Origin of the sequence: Sinomonas gamaensis (assembly GCF_005876955.1) — a bacterium.
GTDB classification, from domain to species: Bacteria; Actinomycetota; Actinomycetes; order Actinomycetales; family Micrococcaceae; genus Sinomonas; species Sinomonas gamaensis.
This window is the reverse complement of sequence record NZ_SSCL01000003.1, coordinates 304,465-324,308: the sequence shown is the minus strand read 5'-3', so window position 1 is coordinate 324,308 and position 19,844 is coordinate 304,465. Positions and strand designations below refer to the sequence as shown.

Sequence of the window (19,844 nt, the reverse complement as noted above, 5' to 3'; positions counted from 1 at the left end):
CGACAGTGTGATATTCGTGCCCGTAATGAGAATATGACAACGTCAAAGCTTCAATGACAAGACTGTCGATAGACATGTGCGTTAGGGGTGGCGGAGATGGACGAGCTTGGTCTTGCCCTGGTTGTCGAGGATGACGACGACGTTCGGCACCTTGTGGAGGACGTCCTGCGGCAGGCGGGATTCGAGGTGCTGAGCGCCGCGACCGGCCGCGAGGGCGCCGAAATCGCGCGGCGAGAGGACCCCGCGGTGGTCACCCTTGACCTCGGTCTGCCGGACATCGACGGCTTCGAGGTACTACGGCGGATCCGTGCGTCCAGCGACGCGTACGTGGTGATGCTCACGGGCCGCGACGAGGAGCCGGACACGATCCTCGCGCTGCAGTCAGGCGCGGACGACTACCTGACCAAGCCGTTCCGGCCGCGCGAGCTCCGTGCGCGCATCGCGGCGATGATGCGCCGTCCCCGGGCCGGAAGCGGCGAGCCTGCGCTCGCTCGGACGGGAGCCCGTGTGCAAGCCGCCGCCCCTCCGCCTCAGGAGGCCCCAGCCCCGCAGAGGCATCCGGAGATGCTCCTGCGCCACAGCGGCCTGACCTTGGATCCGAGAACCAGGACGGCGTCGCTCGCTGGCAGGACGCTTGACCTGACCCGCACCGAGTTCGACCTCCTGCACGCCCTCCTCCGCGCGGGCGGCGCCGTGATCCCGAGGGCCGAGCTCGTCCGGATTGCGCGGGGGGACCGCTACCGCGAGGACACTTACGTGAGCGAGGCGGACGAGCGCGCCGTCGAGGTCCACCTGGGCAACCTGCGCCGCAAGCTCGGCGATGACCCGCGGCAGCCCCGCTGGCTCGTCACGGTCCGGGGCGTGGGCTACCGGCTCGCGCCGGCCGCCTAGGCTCCGCCCCCTGGAGGCACCTAGGCAGCGTGCGGCGGGGCGCCGCCGTCGTACTCTTCGAGTTCGACGATGGTCAGCTCGCCGCACGCGTTCACCGCGGGGACGAGCGCCGCTGCGGCCACCGGGCCGTCGGCGCGCAGGCGCCGTTCGAGTTCTTCGGTGAGGGCCGCGAGCCGCGCCGCCCCGACCATCGTCGAGGACGTTCGCAGGCTCAGAGCGGCGTCGAGCGCGACGGTGAGGTCCGTGCCGGCGAGGGCGGCGGCGAGCGCCTCCCGTCGGCGAGGCCAGATCCGGGTGAAGTCCCGGGCGAACGACGACGCCGAGCGCGCCCCGACATCCTCGGCGAGGAGGCGAAGGGCCGTGGGGTCGACGAGCGGCAGGAGTCTCCCGGTTTCTTCGGGGACATCGGGTGCCGTCATGACCGTCTCCTTCTGGTTCATGTGACCCCTACCGTCCTGACAATGTAGCAATTGTATTGATCACGGCGGGCCCCAGAATCGCGATGAACAACACGGGGAAGATGAAGAACAGCAGGGGGAACAAGACCTTCACGGGAAGCTTCATGGCCTGCTCCTCGGCGCGCTGACGGCGCTTGACGCGCATCGCCTTCGCCTGCACCCGCAGGACGCGGGCGATCGCGATGCCGTAGGCGTCCGCCTGCACCACGGACTGGACGAAGCTGCGGACCTCGGGGGTCGTGGTGCGTTCGGCGAGGCCGAGGTAGGCCTCGCGGCGAGACCGGCCCACCTGCATGTCCTGCAGCGTGCGGACGATCTCCTCGGCGAGCGGGCCCTTGCCCGTGGTGCTGGCCCGCGCCAGGGCTGCCTCGAACCCCAGTCCGGCCTCGACGGAGATGAGCAGCTGGTCGAGCGTGTTGGGGAGGTCCTGCTGGATGGTCTTCTGCCGTTCCATGCCCTTGCTGAGCAGCATGAGGTCCGGAACCATGTAGCCGAGTCCCACGAGGAAGATCGCCACGAGCCGCAGGGTCGGCGCGGCTCCGGCGGAGAGCATGAGTGCCCCGAGTGCTGCGCCGAAGAGCCCGAGCGCGGGCTTGGCTGCGAGGAGTCGGCCGAGGGGCATCGAGGACGGGCGCCCCGCGAGGGCCAGGAGCCGGTCGAGGCGGCGCACGTACGACTCGGGGGTGAGGCGGCGCGCCACTGCCTCGAGGGCGCGGAGCAGGCCGGAGGGCCCCCCAGGTGCTTGGGCGGTCGCAATGCCGCGGCCGAGGTTGGCGCGGATCGCGCGGGCTTCGCGGCGGTCAACGGAGAGGAGCGTCCAGCAGAGGAACGCGAGGGCGGCGGCGACGAGCGCTGCGGCGAGGAGTGGAATGGTCATGGTTCCTGCCTGGACGAGATGGCCTAGAACTTGATGGCGATGATCTTGCGGAGCCAGAGGCCGCCAATGGTCATGAGGATCGCTGAGGCCGCGATCATCGCCCAGCCCAGCGGATTGGTGAACATCGGGGTCATGTACTCCGGGTTGATCATCATGAGCATGACGACGATCCCGACCGGCAGAGCCATGAGGATGTAGGCGGACATCTTGCCTTCCGCGGCGAGCGCCGAGATGTGGCCCTTGATCTCGCTGCGCTCGCGGATGGTCTCGTTGACCTGATCCAGCACGTCCGCGAGATTGCCGCCGACTTCACGGTTGATCTGGATGGCCTGAGCCACCCAGACGAAGTCCTGACTCGCCATCTTGGTGGCGGTGTCCTCGAGCGAGGCCAGCAGATCCCGACCGAGCGAGGTTTCCTGCACGATCCGGCGCATCTGCTGCGCCGTCGGTTCGGGGCTCTCGGCGGCCGCGGCGTCGATGGCGCGCAGGATGCTGTGGCCCGCGCGGAGGCCGCCGGAGAGCAGGTGCAGGCTGTCGCCCAGCTGGGCGTCGAACTTCTTGCGCCGTGAGGAGATCCGGAAGCGGACGACGACGTGCGGCACCAGGGGTGCGATGATCGCCAGGAGCAGGCCGAGGCCAAGGCTCCCGGCGACGAGGCCGAGCACGATCGCGAGGGCCGCGCCGCCGAGGACGAGCAGCAGGAGGTCCGCCTGGCGGATGTGCAGCCCGGCGAGTTCGAGCGAGTCCTGCGAGACGATGCGGATGCGGTGGCTCGTGACCCATTCCTGCAGGCGGTCCGTCATGCCCGTCGCGGCGCGGCCAAGAGCCGACTCGCGGTCCGTCGTCGTCGGTCGCCGCCGAGATGCCGGGAGCGAAGGGTGACCGGGCCGCAATGCGAGGACGGCGCCCGTGGTGCCTGCGCCCAGGATGAGGGCGGAACCGAGGATCACTGCTTCCATGGATGCTCCTGGTGTGCGGAGGCCGGCGTCTGGAAGATGCCGGGGCGGACGTGGATGCCGAGGTCCTCGAAGCGTTCGAGGAAGCGCGGGCGGACGCCGGTGGCCACGGCGCTGCCGAGGAAGCGGCCGTTCGCGTCCACGCCTGCGCCGTAGTCGAAGACGAATGCGTCCTGAAGCGTGACCACGTCGCCCTCCATGCCCTGCACCTCGGTGATGTGCGTGATGCGGCGGGTGCCGTCGCGGAGGCGCGAGATCTGCACGATGAGGTTCACGGCGGAGGCGATCTGCTCGCGGATGGCGCGCAGCGGCAGGTCCATCCCGGCCATGAGCACGAGGGTCTCGAGGCGCGCGATAGCGTCGCGAGGCGAGTTCGAGTGCACGGTCGAGAGCGAGCCGTCGTGGCCGGTGTTCATGGCCTGGAGCATGTCGAGCGATTCGCCCGAGCGGACCTCGCCGACCACGATGCGGTCCGGACGCATACGGAGCGAGTTGCGGACCAGGTCGCGGATGGTGACTTCGCCCTTGCCCTCGGTGTTCGGCGGCCGGCTCTCGAGACGGACCACGTGCTCCTGCTGGATCTGGAGCTCCACGGCGTCCTCGATCGTGACGATGCGCTCGTTGTCCGGGATGAACGCGGAGAGGACGTTGAGCAGCGTCGTCTTGCCGGTGCCCGTACCGCCCGAGACGATGATGTTGAGCTTGGCCTTGACGCAGGCCTGCAGGAGCTCGGCCATTTCCAGCGTCAGCGTTCCGAAGCCGATGAGGTCGCGCACCGTGAGCGGCACCTTGCCGAACTTCCGGATGGTGAGCGAGGAGCCGCCGACGGCGAGCGGTGGGATCACGGCGTTCACACGGGAGCCGTCGGCGAGGCGCGCGTCGACGAGGGGGGAAGACTCGTCGATGCGGCGGCCAACGCGGGAGACGATCCGCTCGATGACTGTGCGGAGCTGGGCCTCCGAGCTGAACCGCAGGCCCGAGAGCTGCAGCCGGCCCTTGCGCTCGATGTAGATCTGGTCGTGGCGGTTGACCATGATCTCGGTGACGTCGTCGTCGTCGAGCAGGCGCTGGAGCGGCCCGTAGCCGAGGACGTCGTCCTCGATCTCGCGGAGCAGGCGCGAGCGCTCGGGGCCGCTCAGCGGAACGCGCTCCCCGTCGATGACATGGGTGAGCTCGTCGCGCGCGGCGGCGCGGAGCTCCTCCTCCGTGGCGCCCGAGTCGCCGAAGCGGGCGCCCATGCGCTCGAACAGGGCCTCGGCAGCGCGCTGCTTGAGGCCGGAGAGCGCGTCCGAAGCCAGGGCGGCCGGGGCGGCGGGAGTGCTCAGCAGCCCGGCTGCGGCCGGGGCGGGCTCGGCAAGGTCGACGGCGCTCGCGGTCGCCGCGGGAGCGGCAATCGGGCGGCCTTCGGCGAGTTCGACGCGCTGGGAGAGCTTCATGAGACCACAACCCTTCGGTGGACACGGCGGCGGGTGCGAGCCGCGCCGTCGGGGGTGAACCGATCGACCACATCGCCGAGGGCGTTCGCGGCCTTGTCGCCGCGCCGCGGTGCCTGGAGGACCGGGACGCCGCGGTTGGTCGAGTAGGAGACGAGTCGCGAGCGGGGCACGCTCACGTCGACGGGAACGCCAACGGTGGCCTCGACATCGCGGACGCTGAGGCCCGACTTGGGATCCGCCATGTTGAGGACGAGGTGCCGGGTCTCCGGGAGCAGGCCGAGCCGGCCGAGCACGTCGAGGCTCGAGCGCAGGCCCCGGACTCCGGGGACGTCCATGCCCGTCACCCAGACGCCGTCGGTGCACTCCTCGAGGGCCGAGAGCGTGCACTCGCCGAGCCCGGGCGCCGTGTCGACCACGACGTAGTCGAACTGCTCGGCGAGCTGGCGGATGAGTCGGCTGACCTGCTCGGGCGTGATCATGTCCGCCTCGACGGGGTCCCTAGGGGCGCACAGCGCGTAGATCCCCGCGGGGTGGAGGGTGAGGAACGCCTTGAGGACGAGCGCGTCCTGGGCCGCGGCGCGGGACACAGCGTCGGTCACCGTGTGCTCGGGGGAGAGGTCGAGGCCCGAGGCCACGTCGCCGAACTGGAGGTCGAGGTCCACGATCACGACCTTCATCGGCGCGGTCTTGCCCAGCCCGACGGCGATGTTCGTCGCGAGGGTGGTCTTGCCCACGCCGCCCTTGGGGGAGAACACGCCGATGACGCGCCCGCGGTGGCTCTCCGCCGTGGTCGGCTCCGCCTCGCGCCGCCGCCCCTCCGTCGCCTGGACCGAGCGCTGCAGCACGATGCGCAGCTGCTCCGGCTCGACGCCAGGGGAGACGACGTCGCGCACGCCGGCACGCATCGCCTGGAGCATGAGTTCCGCGTCGGCGTCGGCCGCCAGCAGCACGGCAACGTCGGGGAAGCGGACATCGAAGACCGTGGCGAGGCGCAGCGCGCCGTCGAGCGGCACGTCGGGGCCGAGGACGACGACGGCGGGCCGGGTGCCGCCGAGGTGCTCGAAGATCTGCTCGGGCTGCTCGGGTAGTTCCGCGGTGGCGACCGTGTGGAGGCCGCCCGGGAGGGCGCCGTCGACCGCGCCCTTCATGCGTTCGGCGAAGTCCTGGTTCGGCGTGATGAGGACGAACCGGCTCACTGGTACACCTTCCCTCGGTCGATCGTGGTCGTGGGTCCCTGCGCGTTCTGCTGTTCCTTGCTCAGCCAGATCGTCCCGAACTGCGCGGCGAAGACGATCTTGGTGGCCTGCGCGTCCGTGACGGCTGCAGTGATCAGGAGCGGTGCCGTGGCCGGCTTGCCGGAATTGTCGGAGGAGGGGGCTTGGCCGCCCTGGACCGACGTGATGAGCACGGTGTGGTACGTGAGCTGGGTGCTCTCCGGGCCGCCCGAGGGCAAGGCACCGTGGTCGAACGAGAGGAAGATTCCCACGACGTCGCCGGCCTGGATCCGGCCGCCGACCGCCCGGTCAGGGCCGAGCTGGAACGAGACTTCCTGGAGGCCCGCCGGCACGGGGACCGTGCCCGGCGCTGAGAGCGAGTTCGGGGCCACGAGGCGGTCCGAGAGGACCTGCTCGCCTGGCTGGAGCGCCGTCGAGACGACCTTGCCCGAGGTTCCGTCGAGGGAGTGCAGGGCGGTCGAGGCGATAGCGCTCGCGGGGAGGGTCTTGAGCTGGACGAAGTCCCCGAGCTGTTCCGCCGTCGTGCCGGCGGGGACCGGCTTGGCGACGACCAGGACGTCGGTGGGCTTCATCCCGGCCTGGGCGCGGGCGTCCGCGCCGCCGGCGTAGGAGATGACCAGGGCGACGCCGATGATGGCCGCGACGAGCGCGGCAGCGCCGGCCACGAGTCGTGACTTCATGCGATTGCTCTCCTGGATCTACTGGGTCATGCGCACGATGGTGGCGCCGAAGTTGTTGGGAGCCCCGACTTGGTACGTGCTGTCGAGGGTGACGAAGGTGATGAACTTGCCGATGATGCCGCGGCATCCTGTGCTGCAGGCGACCAGCGGCTGCCCGACGGGCTGGTTGTTATAGACGTAGTACGGCGGGGTGGTCGTCGAGTTGCCGCCGCTGAACTTCCAGCCGAGGACGCTGAACGCCGCGAAGCCCTTGAGCGTGTAGATCGCTGAACTGCCGGTCCCGCTGACTGCCGTGAACACCGGGAGGAGGACCGTGGGCGACTTGCCGCTCTGGAGCGAGGTGTACCACTGCGCGAAGACCGAATCGCAGTTCGACGGCGGGTTGTTGCCCGGGTCGCTGCCGCCCTCCGACTGAGCGATGTTGATCGTGGCGCCGCACTGGCCCGTGTCCTGCTTGAGCCAGCCGAAGCCTCCCGGGACCAGCAGACCCGAAGTGCCCCATGTGCAGCCGAGGTTGTAGCCCGTGCCGTGGTCTTGGAGGAGCTGGTACGCCCCGTCGATCAAGTTCTGCACCTGGCACACCGAGATGGCGAGCGGGAAAGGCGCGATGCCCGTGCTCGGGCTGCCCCACGCCGCTTGGGCCGTTGCCCCGAGGCTCACGCTCGAGATCCCGAGCGTTTGTGCGAGGAACGTGGACACCGAGCCGGTCTGCACCCCGGGCTGAAGCGGTTGGGTGGTGGCCGTGACCGTACGAGCCGTCGTGTCCACCGCGAGGGAGGCGATGCCGGCTTGGGCCGCAGCCATGTTGCCCTGGGCCAAGGTGCTCGCCAGGGTGGAGGTAGTCGAGCACAGAGGGTCCGTGAGGCTCGCCGCGCACTTCTGCGCTACTGCCAACGCTGCGGCGTCGGCCCCGCTCTGCAGCTGGGCGCGCTTCGCGTAGAGCATGCCGCCGTCGACGGCAAGCGCGCCCGCCGCAAGCAGCACCACCATGAGAAGGGCCACGACGACGGCGACGGCTCCGCGCTCGCGGTGCTGCCCGCCGTCGTGCCCTAAAGTGAGGTACCGCCTTAGCCGCCGCATAGCATGACCCCCTTGGCCGTCAGAGGAAAGGTGCCGAAGAAGCCGGTGGTCGGCACGGTGTAGGTCACCGTGACGGTCACCTGCACCCCCGACGTGCAGGTTGAAGGCGAGACAGTGAAGGCGGACGATGCGATCTGTCCGAGGGGCGCGGCCGCAGTCTGAGCCGCGCTGATCGCCGCGGTCTGATTGTTCTGGATCGCCATGACTCTGGCTCCGGCGCGGGTTGCGTAGGTGAGGGTCTGCTGGGCGTTGAACACCCGGCCGAAATCGATGATCCCGAGCACCAGAGCGAGGAGCACCGGCAGCACGAGGGCGAACTCGACTGCGGCGGCTCCGCGTTCGCGGTCCTGGCGGGACATAGGACACTCCTGGTTGATCAGATCAGGTCTTCGGCGCATTTGTGCCCGGGCCGGCAGAATGCCTGGCCCGGGCACGGGCGCGGACTCACGGGTTGGTCGTGGGGACCTGGGTGGCGACGTTGTTGAACATCGCTTGGAGATTGCCGCCAAGAAGGGTGACGGCGACGATGATGACGACGGCGATGAGGGCAACCATGATGCCGTACTCGACGGCGGTGGCACCCTTCTCGCCCGAGAAGAGGCGGCGGATCATGTCGCGGCTCACGGGTTGGTGGTGGGGACCTGGGTGGCGACGTTGTTGAACATCGTCTTCAGGTTGCCGCCGAGGAGGGTCACCGCGACGATGATGACGACCGCGATGAGGGCCACCATGATGCCGTACTCAACAGCGGTGGCGCCGCGCTCGTCGGACAGGTAGCGTTCCTTGGCCTTGATGCCGAGGACGTGGAGGGAGGCGATGAGAGAGAGCATTGTGTCTAACTCCTGTATTCGGGTGGGCGGTTCGCTGGCCCGTCTGCCAGCTCCACTATCGAAGTTACGGGCGTGCACAATGCCGCGGGGGCGATCTCGCGGAAGCCTTGGGGAAGGCTCACTGAGGTCTGGGGAATGGGGGAATTCTTGAGGGTTTCTTGAGGGTTTGATGGGGATTATGCCGCTCTGGACTCCAGCATCTTGCTCTCGCGTCGGGAAACCCACCGCTTCCGCCACCGCTGTGCTGGCTGTTCAATGAAGACGCAACTCAGGAGTCCCAGAGGCGCCACGGCGACGAGCGCTACGGCCGCGTAACCGAGGGGTGGGAGGACTGAGGGCAGGTGCACTGCTTCGAGGAGCTGTTGCACCGGCCAGCCGTAGATGTAGACGCCGTAGGAGATGTCGTACTTGGAGCCGACTCGGGAGAAGGTTTTGAGGGAGCCGGCGCAGAGGATGAGGTACGTGAGGGGGAGAGGGGCCAGCGCAGGGCCGAAGCCCGAGGCGAGGGCGGCCCATGTAGCGGCCGCCGCCGCGGCAACGGGAACGAAACCTACAGGGATGTGTCCGCGGAAATGCGCGACGACGGAGCCTGCAAGGAAGCAGGCCATGAGGGGCATCGCGAAATCAACAAGGCTCAGAACGGGCCCTCCTTGGAAGATCCGCGCTGCGACCTGAGAGCTTACTGCCACGAAGAGGAAGGCGCCCGCAACTGGAGCGCTTTTGGCGTTGTCGGTGCGGCGTGCAGCGATCACGACTACTGCGAGGATCAGGTAGCCAAGCGCTTCCCAGGTAAGCGTCCACAACGGCGAATCCCACTCGCCCGCGTTGGGATTTCCTTGCAGAGACGTGCCGATTGGAGGCGTACCGATGACTCCAACTGCAAGTGTTAGTACTGCGGCGAGGAAGGCGAGCGCCCCACAAACGTCGTATTGGCCGGCGGTGATAATTGCCCCGATGGGAGCAGCTACTACGGATATGAGGAGTGCCGCCATGGCCAGTGCCGGGTACACCCGAATAAAGCGAGCGAGCAGGTAGTCTTGGACGAATCGCGCTCGCTGGGCGCTGATAGTGATGAGGTAGCCAGAGATGCCGAAGAACCCCATCACTCCGGCGCGCCCCAGATTGATGCCAAAAAGGCTTGGTTCAGCGCCGTAACCTCCAAGCACCCACGCATGGGACACGATGACAGCGGCCGCAAGAAGAAGCCTTAGAGCATTGAGGGAGTTTCGTGAGGGATCGAGTGCGACAGCGATCGAGAAGTTGGATTGGAGTCCTCTCCTGGCTCTGGGTACCAGGAGAGGACTCCGGTCATTGGGGTTCATCTAGGGCAGAACCGATGTGATGTTGCTAGCCAGCGACACATAGTAGCTGTTGAGCGCACTCCCGAAAATGGTGACCGTTGAAATGAGCGCGAGCGCGACGAACGCGACAAGCATCACATACTCGGTAGCTGTTGCACCTATTTCGTCAGGAGCCGTATGGTTCGGATCATCAGCAGAGCCTGTTAGTTTCATGAGAACATCCGAATCACGTTGAGGACGGGAGGGCCAAGAATGATCACGAACATGGCTGGAAGAATCGTCATAACGAGCGGGAAAAGAACCTTCACAGGGATCTTCATAGCGTGCTCTTCTGCCTTCTGTCGCCGCTTGAGGCGCATCTCCTTTGCCTGAGTCCTGAGAACATTGGCGATCGCAATGCCATACTGATCTGCTTGCACGACGGCACGAATAAAGGACCGTAATTCAGGAAAACCGGAACGTTCCGCGAGATCGAGATAGGCTTCGTGTCGAGACCTGCCCACTTGGATGTCCTGGAGCGTCCGCACGAACTCGTCCGCCAGCGGACCGCTCCCGTTGTCCGCTGCCTTGGCCATGGCACCCTCGAAGCCGACGCCCGCCTCAACTGAAATCAGCATCTGATCAAGCATGTTCGGGAGAGCGAGTTGCATGGCCTTCCGCCGCTTCTGGGCTGTGTTATTCAGGAGGAGGTCCGGCAGAAAATACGCGGCCGCACCCAGGGCCAGAATCACCAGAAAGAGCTGGGGATTCAGTATCCTTCCGAAGATGAGCAGTTCCAGCGCAACGAAGCAGAGAGCTATGGCTGGCTTGATAACCAGTACTCGTTCCATCGGCCAGCTCTTCGGGCGCCCGGCCCCCGCTAGCTTTTTGTCTAGCCAAACCACGTATCCGCCGGGGAGGAACCTTCGTGAGATCCCGACAAACATCTCAGGAACAGACGAGGGCGCCTTCTTGGCAGCAGCTTTGGCGATTCCGAGATTCAGATGGATGCGTTTGCGAGAGGAGCGGTCGGTTGATACTAAGCTCCACGTCAGATAGCTAATGGGAGCCATGATAGCGACAATCGCGGCAAGCGGAATTAGTGACATGTGGCGCTCCTTCAGAACTTCGGCTTGATGAGCCGGCTGAGCCAGAATGATCCGAGCCCGAGCATTGTTCCCGCGCCTGCCAGCATGAGCCAGCCTGGAATAGTCCCGAAGAATGTAGGACCATAGGTTGGATTGATCAGGCACAGGATGAAGAGCATGATGATGGGCAAACCGACAAGAACGTACGCGGAGACGCGCCCTTCGGCACTCAGCGATCGCACTTGACGGATGAGTGCTGCTCGTTCCCGAATCGTCTCATTGACGTTTTCGAGGACCTCGGCGAGATTTCCGCCGATCTCGCGCTGGGTCTCGATCGCCTGGGCGGTCCACAAGAAGTCTTGGGACTTCATCCGGGCTGCGGTATCGATCAGCGAATCATTGAGGTCACGGCCGATTCGAGTTTCGTTTACAACCCTTCGTAGCTCTTCACTCATGGGCGCCTCGGCTTCATCGGATGCTGCGTCCAATGCCCGCATAAGGCTGTGTCCGGCACGCATGCTTCCAGCCAGCATCTGAAGGGTGTCGGGAAGCTGTTCACCGAACTTGGACTGCCGTCGCGAAGCCTTCAAGTGTAGCCAAAACACCATCCCCGCAGGCGTCAGGAGTCCAAAAAGAAGTGCCAATCCGACTCCCGCAAGAATGAAACCGACGATGCCCGAGACGAGGAATCCCGCCCCACACATGAGGACGAAGTCCGCGGCACGGATCTTCAGGCCAGCTTGCTCGAACTTGTCCGCCCTAATAAGCCGGAGTTGTCTCCCTCTAAGGCTCTTGTTGATCGCGCCGAGGGCAGACTCAGTTACCTTGGTGAGCGCTGACGCCGAAGCAGTAGCCTCGGGCCGTCGTCGATTGAGGGGTACGACGCGACGGGACTTTAACAGGATGAGTGCGGCAACGCCAATAGCTGCATAGACGCACACAAGGCCCAAAGCCAAGATGATGGGCGAGTCCACGACCCTCACCGCTTCCCGGCCTGGAGACCGAATATCGAAGGGCTGATCTTGATTCCGAGATCCGCGAAGCGCTCGGTGAACCGGGGCCTAACTCCCGTCGGCACGGGCTTCCCCAAGAACCGGCCGTTCGCGTCGATTCCCGCCCCAAAATCGAATACGAATGCATCCTGCAGCGTCACCACGTCGCCTTCCATCCCCTGCACCTCCGTGACGTGCGTGACCCGACGAGTGCCGTCGCGAAGACGGGTGAGCTGCACAATTAGATTGACTGCGGAGGCAACCTGCTCGCGGATGGCGCGCAGCGGAAGGTCCATTCCGGCCATAAGAACCAGGGTCTCAAGGCGAGCGATGGCGTCACGCGGTGAGTTGGCGTGCACGGTCGAGAGCGAGCCGTCGTGACCGGTATTCATCGCCTGAAGCATGTCGAGCGTCTCACCGCCGCGAACTTCACCGACAACGATGCGATCAGGGCGCATGCGGAGGGAGTTGCGCACCAGATCGCGAATCGTGATGGCGCCTCGTCCCTCGATGTTAGGCGGCCGGCTCTCCAGTCGGATCACGTGATCCTGCTGGAGCTGAAGCTCCACGGCGTCCTCGATGGTCACGATGCGCTCGGATCTCGGAATGTATCCGGACAGCACGTTCAAGAGAGTTGTCTTGCCCGTGCCCGTGCCGCCCGAGACGATAACGTTCATACGCGCTTCGACGCAAGCTTGCATGAGTTCAGCCATCTCTGGATTGAGAGTGCCGAGCTGGATGAGTTTCTCGACGCTCAGGGCTTCACGCGAGAACTTACGGATTGTGAGCGCGGCGCCGTTGACGGCGAGCGGGGGAATGATGGCGTTGACACGCGATCCGTCTGCTAGGCGAGCGTCCACCAGCGGCGACGATTCGTCGATACGACGGCCGACCCGCGATACGATGCGGTCGATGACTCGCCGCAACTGCTCTTCCGATGTGAACGTGGTTTCCGTAGCGAAGAGCTGACCGTGCCGTTCAACGTAGACCTGATCCGCCCGGTTCACCATGACCTCAGTGACGCTCGGGTCATCTATATAGCGCTGAATCGGACCGAGGCCCAGCACGTCGTCCATAATCTCGTCGATAAGGCGATCACGTTCGCTCGACGTCAGCGGAACCTGCTGCTCTGATACCACTGTGCGAAGCTCACCGCGGACAAAGTCAGCGAGGTCAATTTCGCTCAGGCTGGAGTCGGTGATCCGGCTGCCGACGCGCTCGAAGAGTTCCTCAGTGGCTTTCTCTTTGAGCTCTCGGAGCGCCTGGCTTGCCCGCACGCTCCCGTGAGTCGGTTCGTTCTCCGTGAGGCGGGCCTCCGCCTCTGCCGCTATTTGGGCTGTCAGGCGGACGCCTAGTGTTGCGGATGGCGAGTCGCCGGAGGTGTTATCAGCTGGGGCGGAAATTGCGGGTACAACGACAGAAGAGTCGCTGGATTGCGATGTGCCGGCAGACTGACTTGCGCCTCCCTTTGCGGCCTGAAGTCGTTCGATGAGGCTCACTGGAACACCACCCTTCGGTGCACGGCCTTCCGGTCGCGATCTTGCCATGTGGGCTTGAAGCGTTCGACCAGTTGGCGGAGGCCCTTGACTGTTGCATCTCGGAGGCCATCCTGGAGGGCTGGAACGCCGCGGTTGGTCGACATCGGGAGGGCCCGAGATCGTGGAAGGACAATGTCCACTGGAATGCCCACTGTCGCTTCCACGTCTTGCACCGTGATCCCCGACTTTCGATCCGCCATGTTCACTACGACATGCCGACGTTCGGGGAGCATCTGCAGCTCCGAGAGGATTTCGAGGCCCGACTTGAGCCCCCTTACGCTCGGGATGTCCATCCCGCACACCCAGACGACATCCGTGGCTTGGTCGAGAACTGCAAGCACATGTTCGCCAAGGCCAGGTGACGTATCAATGACGACATACTGGAACTCGGCGGCTAGACGGGAAACGAGCTCACCGACCGCCGGGGCGGATATCCGGTCTGCGTCGGCAGGGTTCCGGGGAGCGCACAGCGCATAGAGGTTGGTGGGATGCGGACTCAAGTACGTCTTAAGAGAGAGCGCGTCCATGGGTCCGTTCACGGCGTCAAGCACCGTCCGCTCAGGATCCAACATCAGCCCGCTCGCAACGTCACCGAACTGCAAGTCCAAGTCGACGATTACGACGGAGAGAGGTGCAACTCTCGCGAGTCCTACGGCGATGTTCGTCGAGATCGTCGTCTTTCCCACGCCGCCCTTGGGAGACATGACAGCAATTACTCGACCCCGCCCCTGATGGGGTGCGCCGCCGTCGTCGCCTTGAGGGGACGCGGAGAAGCGGAACACCGCGGACGCTGCTGCCTCTTCGAGCCGCAACCTGAGGCTTTCGACGGAAGTCTTCGGCGAAAGGATGTCTCTAACTCCGGAGCGCATGGCAGCGATGGTCAGTTCTGGCGTGGGCTCTGCGGCGTAGACGAGGCTCACGTGCGGGAAGCGAGCATCCACTGCGGCGGCAAAACCAAGGACGTCCTCGGACCGGAGATCCGGGCCAAAGACCAGCACCTCGAGCGGCTCACCAACCAGTTGATTCAGTACGTCATCGATCGAGGCCGGAAGGTAGTCGGCCCGAAAGACCTGGATGCTGCCCGGAAGGCTGGCCGCGGCCAGGCGAACGTCGTGATCGAATTCTGCATCGGCGGTGATAAGAGCAAAGCGGCTCATCGGAAAACCTTCGTCCTGTCGATTGTGCCTGAGGCGTTCTCCAAGGCGTTTCCGGGCTCCTTGGTCAGGTAGACCTTCCCGAACTCAACGGAATAGACAATCCGCTGGGCATCCGCGGCAGGCAGGGCGAAGGTGACTAGATATTCACCGGCGCCAGCGTTGTTGCTGCCCGTGGCGATACCCCCGGATCCGCTGTTCGCTGCCGACTGCGATGTCGACGTATCCTGCGCATTCGCGCCTGACGACAGCTGCACCGCCGTGATGAGAACTTTGTTGTACGTGAGCTGCGTCTGAGCCGGTTGTGCGTCCTGGGCGGCAAAGGAGAGGAGGATTCCGACAGTGTCACCCGGGGCGAGAGCGCCCCCAACGACGCGTTCGATGGGCAGCTTGATCGACACTTCCTGCATGCCAGCTGGGACGTTGGCGCGCCCAGAGCTCTTGACGGCGGTCGGATCAACAAAGCGATTGGCCAGAAGCTGCTCGCCAGGCTGAAGATCGACAGAGGCTACCTTCCCCTGTACGGATGACAGGTCGGCCATCGTGTTGGCAGCGATCGCCGCCTTGGGAAGGGTCTTCTTGACGACGGAATCTCCCAGGCTTGCCGCAGCAGTGCCGGCGGGAATCGCCTTCTGGACGACATAGACGTCTTCGGTCTCGACGTTAGCGAACGCACGGCGGTCGGCGCCGTTGACATAGGTAAGTAGAAGTACGGTGCCGACGACTGCGACAATCAGTGCGGCCACGCCTCCCAGTAGGCGGGTTCTCACAGTAGGTCCCTTCGTAGTGCTATTTGATCAGGGTCGGAGGCAATGTTGCGCCCCCGCCGGTGTATCCGCCGCCTCCGTATTTCGTTGCGTCGGCGACGTATTCGATGAAATGTCCTTGGATGCCGTTGGCCGCTTTGCCGGAGGTATCGACGATGAGGTTGGTCGACCCGCCACTCTTGGGCGAAACTGCCGGGAAGATGTACCCGTCGAGGAAGAACGCCGCGAATCCCTTGATGTAATACCGCGTGTTGCCACCGGGTAGGAGGTTCGTGTGATCCCACACGGGGAAAAGGACAACTTTGCCTAGGTAAGACGAAACGTCATTCTTGCAACTGTTAAGATTGGCGCCAGTAGAAGTGTCCAGATAGGGGTCGATTCCTGACGTGGACGGGTCGTCGGGATGGACAGTCGCGCTGCACGTTCCAGGATCTGACTGCACAATCGAAAAGCCCCCGGGTATCACCGCGCCCGATGGGCTATCGCTAACGCAAGTGGGTGTGCCCGTCCCTTGCGTCAAGATTGCCTGTTCTTTGCCGGTAAGGTCGAACTGGCACGGTGCGAAGGTCAGCGGGAGAGCCGCCGGCCCGGAGCCCGGGCCGCCCCAACTGGCGGTGGCCGAGGCTTGGACCTGCGTTGAGGTCATGCTGAAGGCCTGCGCAAGAGTGAGGATCAAGCCGGATGCCGGCGTCGAGGTTTGGACCGTAACAGTCCCCGCGTTAGGAAAAGTCACAGAGGGAACGACGGCAGACCCGTCGTTGGAGTTTGCGGTCGCATATTGATTGGCCAGGCCGGGACCGTTGCTCTGGCAAGTACCAGTGTTGGCGGAGCAGTAGCTAGCTATGGCCAGAGCCGAGGCGTCAGCCCCATTCTGAAGTTGTGCCTTTTCGGCTGCGACACGACCGATGTCGACCGCCATTGCCCCCATTCCAATCAGGGCGACCATGAGAATCGCGACAATAACAGCAACCGCTCCCCGCTCGACGTCGGATCTGGTTCGGCGAATGGCTAACCACCGCATCGCATCGCCCCTACTCCTGTGATATGAATGGAGGACCCTATTCCGAGCCAGCTGCCTGTCAAGAGGCTGACGTCGGAGGCGACATTCGAAGAAACTTGATTCCCAGCGCTGCACGTGGTTGGAGCGAATGTGACCGTTATCGAGTACGGTGAAGCCACCTGAGATGCGGCGGTCGTAGCAGCGGAAGAGTCGTTAGTGATCGCCATCGTCCTAGCGGCTTCTCGGGCAGCGTTCGTGATGAGGATCTGCGCGTTGTAGATGCGGGAGAATTCGACGATCCCTACCAGGAGCGCCAAGAGCAGGGGTGCGATGATGGCAAATTCGACAGCCACCGCACCGCGCTGTCTTTGTCGTTTGCTGTGTCGCACGTTAGCCCCCGTCCACTTCTTCTTTGACTTTCAGAAAAAAATGACGATGGCGGGCGGCGAGATTCGCCGCCCGCCGCCATCTCGATCAGGCCGGAGCCTTGGCCCAGCTGTTGATGTTGGTTCCCAGATCCGAGAACCAGCCGCTGAGCGCGGTCCCGAAGACGACCGCCCCGCCGATAATCGCCAGGGCTACGAATGCGATCAGAAGCGCATATTCTGTTGCCGTTGCGCCCTTTTCGCCGCTCGCGCGGTCCTTGAGGTCGTTCCAAAAGGTCAGAACTGAGACCAGGAATGCGTTCATGGTGATGTCCTTTGCTCGTGATTGCTTGTGTTAGCCGGCCCCTTTTGCGACGACCCCCCATATCAAGCGGCGTCGGGAGCTGACAAATCAAAACTCTCACTAAGGATCCTGAATGGCCATCCGTATTGGTACTCGTCTTTTTCCCGAGGTGACACGCGAGGGGTACTTGCGGGGCTCTAGGTAGTACTCGCTCAGTACTGGCACCCCTGACCTCCTGCAGGAAACCCGCTCGAGAGGGTCAGTTTTTGACCGGCCAAGGTCCGGCAGGTACTCTTGATAGCTGTTGTGCGTGTCCTACCTCGATAGCCGCGCGCCGAGTGGGTGTCCAGTTGCAGGACGTACCAGCCCACCGACGTTTTTCGAGGCTCAGGGATGACTGGTCGGTAGAGCCCTCACCTCTTCTCCGGTAGCGCACGAAGAAACAGGTGCGCCTCACGGCGCCTACCAAGACCGAGAACGAAGGCAATAACTGTGCGTACGTACACTCCGAAGCCCGGCGACGCCGACCGTCAGTGGCACGTCATCGACGCTACTGACGTCGTCCTTGGTCGTCTTGCCAGCCAGACCGCAACACTGCTGCGCGGGAAGCACAAGCCGACCTACGCCCCCCACATGGACATGGGCGATTTCGTCATCATCATCAACGCCGACAAGGTGGCCCTGACCGGCTCCAAGCTCACGCAGAAGCGTGCATACCGTCACTCGGGCTTCCCGGGCGGTCTGACCAGCGTCAGCTACGCGGAGCTCCTTGAGAAGAACCCGATTCGTGCGGTTGAGAAGGCCGTCAAGGGGATGCTTCCCAAGAACAAGCTGGCCGCCCAGCAGCTGTCCAAGCTCAAGGTCTACGCGGGACCGAACCACCCGCACCAGGCGCAGCAGCCGAAGACCTTCGAGATCAACCAGGTTGCCCAGTAGTCCTGGCCACGACCCAAGAATTTAGCAAGGAGAAAACTGTGGCTCAGAACGACGAGCTGAACACGGCCGCTGAGGCCGAGGAGAACCTGACCAGCTACACCTCGGAGAGCGCGCCTGCCGCCACTGAGACGGCTAGGCGCGAGCGCCCTGCCCTCACTGTCTCTGGTGCGGCTGTGGGGCGCCGCAAGGCTGCTGTGGCGCGCGTGCGCGTTGTGCCGGGCTCTGGTCAGTGGACGATCAATGGCCGCTCGCTCGAAAACTACTTCCCGAACAAGCTGCACCAGCAGGAAGTGAACGATCCGTTCAAGCTCCTCGATCTCGAGGGTGCTTACGACGTGATCGTCCGCATTCACGGCGGTGGACCCTCGGGCCAGGCCGGGGCGGTCCGCCTTGGCGTGTCCCGCGCCCTCAACGGAATCGACGTTGAGAACAACCGTCCGTCCCTGAAGAAGGCCGGCTTCCTGACCCGCGACGCCCGCGTCGTTGAGCGCAAGAAGGCCGGTCTCAAGAAGGCCCGCCGCGCGCCGCAGTACTCTAAGCGCTGATTTCGCCGCGTCAGGCGGGGCCGTCACACTCAGGACGGTTTTGACGGTCGTTGTCGCTCCCACGGTCTGTGGAAGCTGCAGCGACCGTCTTCGCATTCTGGAACGAGACTTTGCCGGCCATCATCGCATCTAGCTACACCCGCAATCAGAAGGGTTTTGGCAGCCAGCGGATGGACTTCCACGGATGCCGCGATTCGATAAGGGCTATTTTCAGGGGCAGCCAGAGGCGCGCCTTTATCGTGCAGAAGAACGCGGCGAGCCTCTCAGAGGTGGGCGGTACGCAATGTCGGAGAGCAGTTATTCGGAGCGCTGCCGGAGATCGTAGACCGTAGGTTCTCCACGGAGGACTACCGGAAAAGTGGAACTGACCCAAGCAGCTATGGCCTTGGCCTGAGGCCCCAACTGGCCATTCCCATCGCGAACTGCGGCGAAGTCGGCGAAGTAAGCGATACGCCCCTCATGGACAAGCGTCTCAAACTGATCCTTTGTAGGCGCCGGATCTGTGCCGAGCCAACCACCGATAGCCATCACCGGAGTGCCCGAAGCCAGCTGATATTGAGCCATGTTTTGGGCACTGTAGGTGGCTAATGTCCAGGTGGACGACGAAGAGGCCGCGCGCATTAGGGTCACGAGCCCCGGGTCTGGTGGAGCCCCAAAGCCAACGTCTTTTTCGAGAGAGAGCTCTGGAGACGAATGAACGCTGTCGAGGATCGACTTGAGCGTCATTGGGTCTCGCTTCGCCGGTCCAGACGTTGGATTCGTGCCCTCTTGCGGCTGCAACATGGTGAAGACGTTGCTTGCTGCTGGCGCGGCGCTGAGAGCAATTACGGTCAGCATGGCGGCTGCGGCTTGCGTTGCTCGTCGCGGAGGGGCGGCGGCGAACTGGATGATTGCAGCCAGCGTGCCGAGGCATCCCAGTGCCCACGGGACCCACGCTGCCCACTCGCTCCCGTAGTCGATAATTCGCAATTGGCCGTAAACGCCGGCTCCGACGATCACACAGGCCAGAGCTCGTTGCGCCCATCGCGCGGATGCCTCTCTCAAGTGGTACAGCGCCGCTGCCACGGTGAGTGCTTCCCAAGGGGCAAGGGCGTGAGTGTAATACGCGTGGAGCATCGTACCCATGAATGACAGCGTGATGGCCACGGTAAGGAACGCAGCCGCGGATGTGACCGCGAGGAACTGCTGTCCCCGACTCCAACCGCTCCACGCGTAAATGAGGACCAGCGCGGCACCCATGAGCGCCGGGAGTATGAGCCAGCCAGCCTCGGGGGCAAGATCGGCGTTGAATAGCCGCCAAGGGCCCCCGTCGTATTGCACGCCGGGTCCGTTTACTTGCAGAAAACGGGCCAAACCGTTGTAGTCCCAGGTCAACTCGAACGCACTGTTTCCGACTGAGCCGCCCATGTAGGGCCGGTTCTCAGCGGGGACT

23 protein-coding genes are annotated in these 19,844 nt (G+C 64.4%); 3 read left to right on the top strand and 20 right to left on the bottom strand.

Features of this window, described 5'->3' with window-relative positions; translation table 11 throughout:
- Positions 1 to 96 precede the first annotated feature (96 nt).
- Positions 97 to 891: a response regulator transcription factor gene (locus tag E5679_RS06280; RefSeq protein WP_138414208.1), complete on the top strand. Its 795-nt coding sequence runs from the start codon at positions 97 to 99 to the stop codon at positions 889 to 891.
- A 20-nt stretch (positions 892 to 911) separates the two neighbouring features.
- Here E5679_RS06280 and E5679_RS06275 read toward each other — a convergent pair whose 3' ends face one another.
- The 19 genes from E5679_RS06275 to E5679_RS06180 form a co-directional block, all read right to left on the bottom strand.
- Positions 912 to 1,310, bottom strand: coding sequence for an Hpt domain-containing protein (locus E5679_RS06275; RefSeq protein WP_138414207.1), 399 nt, complete (start codon positions 1,308 to 1,310; stop codon positions 912 to 914).
- A gap of 28 nt (positions 1,311 to 1,338) precedes the next feature.
- The gene (locus E5679_RS06270; RefSeq protein WP_138414206.1) at positions 1,339 to 2,226 is read right to left on the bottom strand and encodes a type II secretion system F family protein; all 888 of its coding nucleotides are present in this window, start codon (positions 2,224 to 2,226) and stop codon (positions 1,339 to 1,341) included.
- A gap of 23 nt (positions 2,227 to 2,249) precedes the next feature.
- Complete coding sequence (locus E5679_RS06265) at positions 2,250 to 3,185, bottom strand: type II secretion system F family protein (protein ID WP_138414205.1); 936 nt, start codon at positions 3,183 to 3,185, stop codon at positions 2,250 to 2,252.
- On the bottom strand, positions 3,173 to 4,618 hold the full coding sequence (locus tag E5679_RS06260) for a TadA family conjugal transfer-associated ATPase (protein WP_138414204.1): 1,446 nt from the start codon (positions 4,616 to 4,618) through the stop codon (positions 3,173 to 3,175). Before E5679_RS06260 ends, E5679_RS06265 begins: the two co-directional genes overlap by 13 nt.
- Positions 4,615 to 5,814 carry a CpaE/TadZ family protein gene (locus tag E5679_RS06255; protein WP_138414203.1) on the bottom strand — a complete coding sequence of 400 codons (1,200 nt, stop codon included), beginning with the start codon at positions 5,812 to 5,814 and terminating at the stop codon, positions 4,615 to 4,617. The genes E5679_RS06260 and E5679_RS06255 overlap by 4 nt, the downstream gene beginning before the upstream one ends.
- Positions 5,811 to 6,533, bottom strand: a complete 723-nt coding sequence (cpaB, locus tag E5679_RS06250; protein WP_138414202.1) for a Flp pilus assembly protein CpaB — start codon at positions 6,531 to 6,533, stop codon at positions 5,811 to 5,813. Before cpaB (E5679_RS06250) ends, E5679_RS06255 begins: the two co-directional genes overlap by 4 nt.
- A gap of 18 nt (positions 6,534 to 6,551) precedes the next feature.
- Positions 6,552 to 7,613, bottom strand: coding sequence for a pilus assembly protein TadG-related protein (locus E5679_RS06245; protein ID WP_138414201.1), 1,062 nt, complete (start codon positions 7,611 to 7,613; stop codon positions 6,552 to 6,554).
- Positions 7,601 to 7,972, bottom strand: a complete 372-nt coding sequence (locus E5679_RS06240) for a TadE/TadG family type IV pilus assembly protein (protein WP_138414200.1) — start codon at positions 7,970 to 7,972, stop codon at positions 7,601 to 7,603. Before E5679_RS06240 ends, E5679_RS06245 begins: the two co-directional genes overlap by 13 nt.
- A gap of 85 nt (positions 7,973 to 8,057) precedes the next feature.
- Positions 8,058 to 8,237 (bottom strand): Flp family type IVb pilin, encoded by a 180-nt coding sequence (locus tag E5679_RS06235; RefSeq protein WP_249335989.1) that lies wholly within the window; start codon positions 8,235 to 8,237, stop codon positions 8,058 to 8,060.
- The gene (locus E5679_RS06230; protein WP_138414199.1) at positions 8,234 to 8,443 is read right to left on the bottom strand and encodes a Flp family type IVb pilin; all 210 of its coding nucleotides are present in this window, start codon (positions 8,441 to 8,443) and stop codon (positions 8,234 to 8,236) included. Before E5679_RS06230 ends, E5679_RS06235 begins: the two co-directional genes overlap by 4 nt.
- A gap of 176 nt (positions 8,444 to 8,619) precedes the next feature.
- Complete coding sequence (locus E5679_RS06225; RefSeq protein ID WP_138414198.1) at positions 8,620 to 9,765, bottom strand: acyltransferase family protein; 1,146 nt, start codon at positions 9,763 to 9,765, stop codon at positions 8,620 to 8,622.
- Positions 9,766 to 9,953: 188 nt separating this feature from the next.
- Positions 9,954 to 10,832 (bottom strand): type II secretion system F family protein, encoded by an 879-nt coding sequence (locus tag E5679_RS06215; protein ID WP_138414196.1) that lies wholly within the window; start codon positions 10,830 to 10,832, stop codon positions 9,954 to 9,956.
- Positions 10,833 to 10,843: 11 nt separating this feature from the next.
- The gene (locus E5679_RS06210) at positions 10,844 to 11,785 is read right to left on the bottom strand and encodes a type II secretion system F family protein (RefSeq protein ID WP_249335988.1); all 942 of its coding nucleotides are present in this window, start codon (positions 11,783 to 11,785) and stop codon (positions 10,844 to 10,846) included.
- 5 nt (positions 11,786 to 11,790) lie between these two features.
- Positions 11,791 to 13,302, bottom strand: coding sequence for a TadA family conjugal transfer-associated ATPase (locus tag E5679_RS06205; RefSeq protein ID WP_420821051.1), 1,512 nt, complete (start codon positions 13,300 to 13,302; stop codon positions 11,791 to 11,793).
- Complete coding sequence (locus E5679_RS06200) at positions 13,299 to 14,498, bottom strand: CpaE/TadZ family protein (RefSeq protein WP_138414194.1); 1,200 nt, start codon at positions 14,496 to 14,498, stop codon at positions 13,299 to 13,301. The genes E5679_RS06205 and E5679_RS06200 overlap by 4 nt, the downstream gene beginning before the upstream one ends.
- The gene (gene cpaB, locus E5679_RS06195; protein ID WP_249335987.1) at positions 14,495 to 15,241 is read right to left on the bottom strand and encodes a Flp pilus assembly protein CpaB; all 747 of its coding nucleotides are present in this window, start codon (positions 15,239 to 15,241) and stop codon (positions 14,495 to 14,497) included. The genes E5679_RS06200 and cpaB (E5679_RS06195) overlap by 4 nt, the downstream gene beginning before the upstream one ends.
- Before the next feature lie 43 nt (positions 15,242 to 15,284).
- Positions 15,285 to 16,283 carry a pilus assembly protein TadG-related protein gene (locus E5679_RS06190; protein WP_138414192.1) on the bottom strand — a complete coding sequence of 333 codons (999 nt, stop codon included), beginning with the start codon at positions 16,281 to 16,283 and terminating at the stop codon, positions 15,285 to 15,287.
- Positions 16,271 to 16,615, bottom strand: coding sequence for a TadE/TadG family type IV pilus assembly protein (locus E5679_RS06185; protein ID WP_249335985.1), 345 nt, complete (start codon positions 16,613 to 16,615; stop codon positions 16,271 to 16,273). Before E5679_RS06185 ends, E5679_RS06190 begins: the two co-directional genes overlap by 13 nt.
- A gap of 121 nt (positions 16,616 to 16,736) precedes the next feature.
- Positions 16,737 to 16,952 carry a Flp family type IVb pilin gene (locus E5679_RS06180; protein ID WP_138414190.1) on the bottom strand — a complete coding sequence of 72 codons (216 nt, stop codon included), beginning with the start codon at positions 16,950 to 16,952 and terminating at the stop codon, positions 16,737 to 16,739.
- A gap of 471 nt (positions 16,953 to 17,423) precedes the next feature.
- Here E5679_RS06180 and rplM point away from each other — a divergent pair, with 471 nt between their 5' ends.
- Together rplM and rpsI are read left to right on the top strand one after the other, a co-directional pair.
- Positions 17,424 to 17,867, top strand: a complete 444-nt coding sequence (gene rplM / locus E5679_RS06175; protein ID WP_138414189.1) for a 50S ribosomal protein L13 — start codon at positions 17,424 to 17,426, stop codon at positions 17,865 to 17,867.
- Between the two features lie 38 nt (positions 17,868 to 17,905).
- Entirely contained in the window at positions 17,906 to 18,412 is a 507-nt protein-coding gene (rpsI, locus tag E5679_RS06170; protein ID WP_138414188.1) for a 30S ribosomal protein S9, read from the top strand.
- Between the two features lie 297 nt (positions 18,413 to 18,709).
- Here the strand turns inward: rpsI and E5679_RS21190 are convergent, their stop codons facing one another.
- Positions 18,710 to 19,819 carry a mannosyltransferase YkcB-related protein gene (locus E5679_RS21190; RefSeq protein ID WP_249335984.1) on the bottom strand — a complete coding sequence of 370 codons (1,110 nt, stop codon included), beginning with the start codon at positions 19,817 to 19,819 and terminating at the stop codon, positions 18,710 to 18,712.
- Positions 19,820 to 19,844: the final 25 nt, after the last annotated feature.

Coding starts and splice junctions, on each gene's coding strand:
- E5679_RS06280 (WP_138414208.1), top strand. CDS start 97: ATGGACGAGCTTGGTCTTGCCCTGGTTGTCGAGGATGACGACGACGTT.
- E5679_RS06275 (WP_138414207.1), bottom strand. CDS start 1,310: ATGACGGCACCCGATGTCCCCGAAGAAACCGGGAGACTCCTGCCGCTC.
- E5679_RS06270 (WP_138414206.1), bottom strand. CDS start 2,226: ATGACCATTCCACTCCTCGCCGCAGCGCTCGTCGCCGCCGCCCTCGCG.
- E5679_RS06265 (WP_138414205.1), bottom strand. CDS start 3,185: ATGGAAGCAGTGATCCTCGGTTCCGCCCTCATCCTGGGCGCAGGCACC.
- E5679_RS06260 (WP_138414204.1), bottom strand. CDS start 4,618: ATGAAGCTCTCCCAGCGCGTCGAACTCGCCGAAGGCCGCCCGATTGCC.
- cpaB (WP_138414202.1), bottom strand. CDS start 6,533: ATGAAGTCACGACTCGTGGCCGGCGCTGCCGCGCTCGTCGCGGCCATC.
- E5679_RS06245 (WP_138414201.1), bottom strand. CDS start 7,613: ATGCGGCGGCTAAGGCGGTACCTCACTTTAGGGCACGACGGCGGGCAG.
- E5679_RS06240 (WP_138414200.1), bottom strand. CDS start 7,972: ATGTCCCGCCAGGACCGCGAACGCGGAGCCGCCGCAGTCGAGTTCGCC.
- E5679_RS06230 (WP_138414199.1), bottom strand. CDS start 8,443: ATGCTCTCTCTCATCGCCTCCCTCCACGTCCTCGGCATCAAGGCCAAG.
- E5679_RS06225 (WP_138414198.1), bottom strand. CDS start 9,765: ATGAACCCCAATGACCGGAGTCCTCTCCTGGTACCCAGAGCCAGGAGA.
- E5679_RS06215 (WP_138414196.1), bottom strand. CDS start 10,832: ATGTCACTAATTCCGCTTGCCGCGATTGTCGCTATCATGGCTCCCATT.
- E5679_RS06200 (WP_138414194.1), bottom strand. CDS start 14,498: ATGAGCCGCTTTGCTCTTATCACCGCCGATGCAGAATTCGATCACGAC.
- E5679_RS06190 (WP_138414192.1), bottom strand. CDS start 16,283: ATGCGGTGGTTAGCCATTCGCCGAACCAGATCCGACGTCGAGCGGGGA.
- E5679_RS06180 (WP_138414190.1), bottom strand. CDS start 16,952: ATGAACGCATTCCTGGTCTCAGTTCTGACCTTTTGGAACGACCTCAAG.
- E5679_RS21190 (WP_249335984.1), bottom strand. CDS start 19,819: ATGGGCGGCTCAGTCGGAAACAGTGCGTTCGAGTTGACCTGGGACTAC.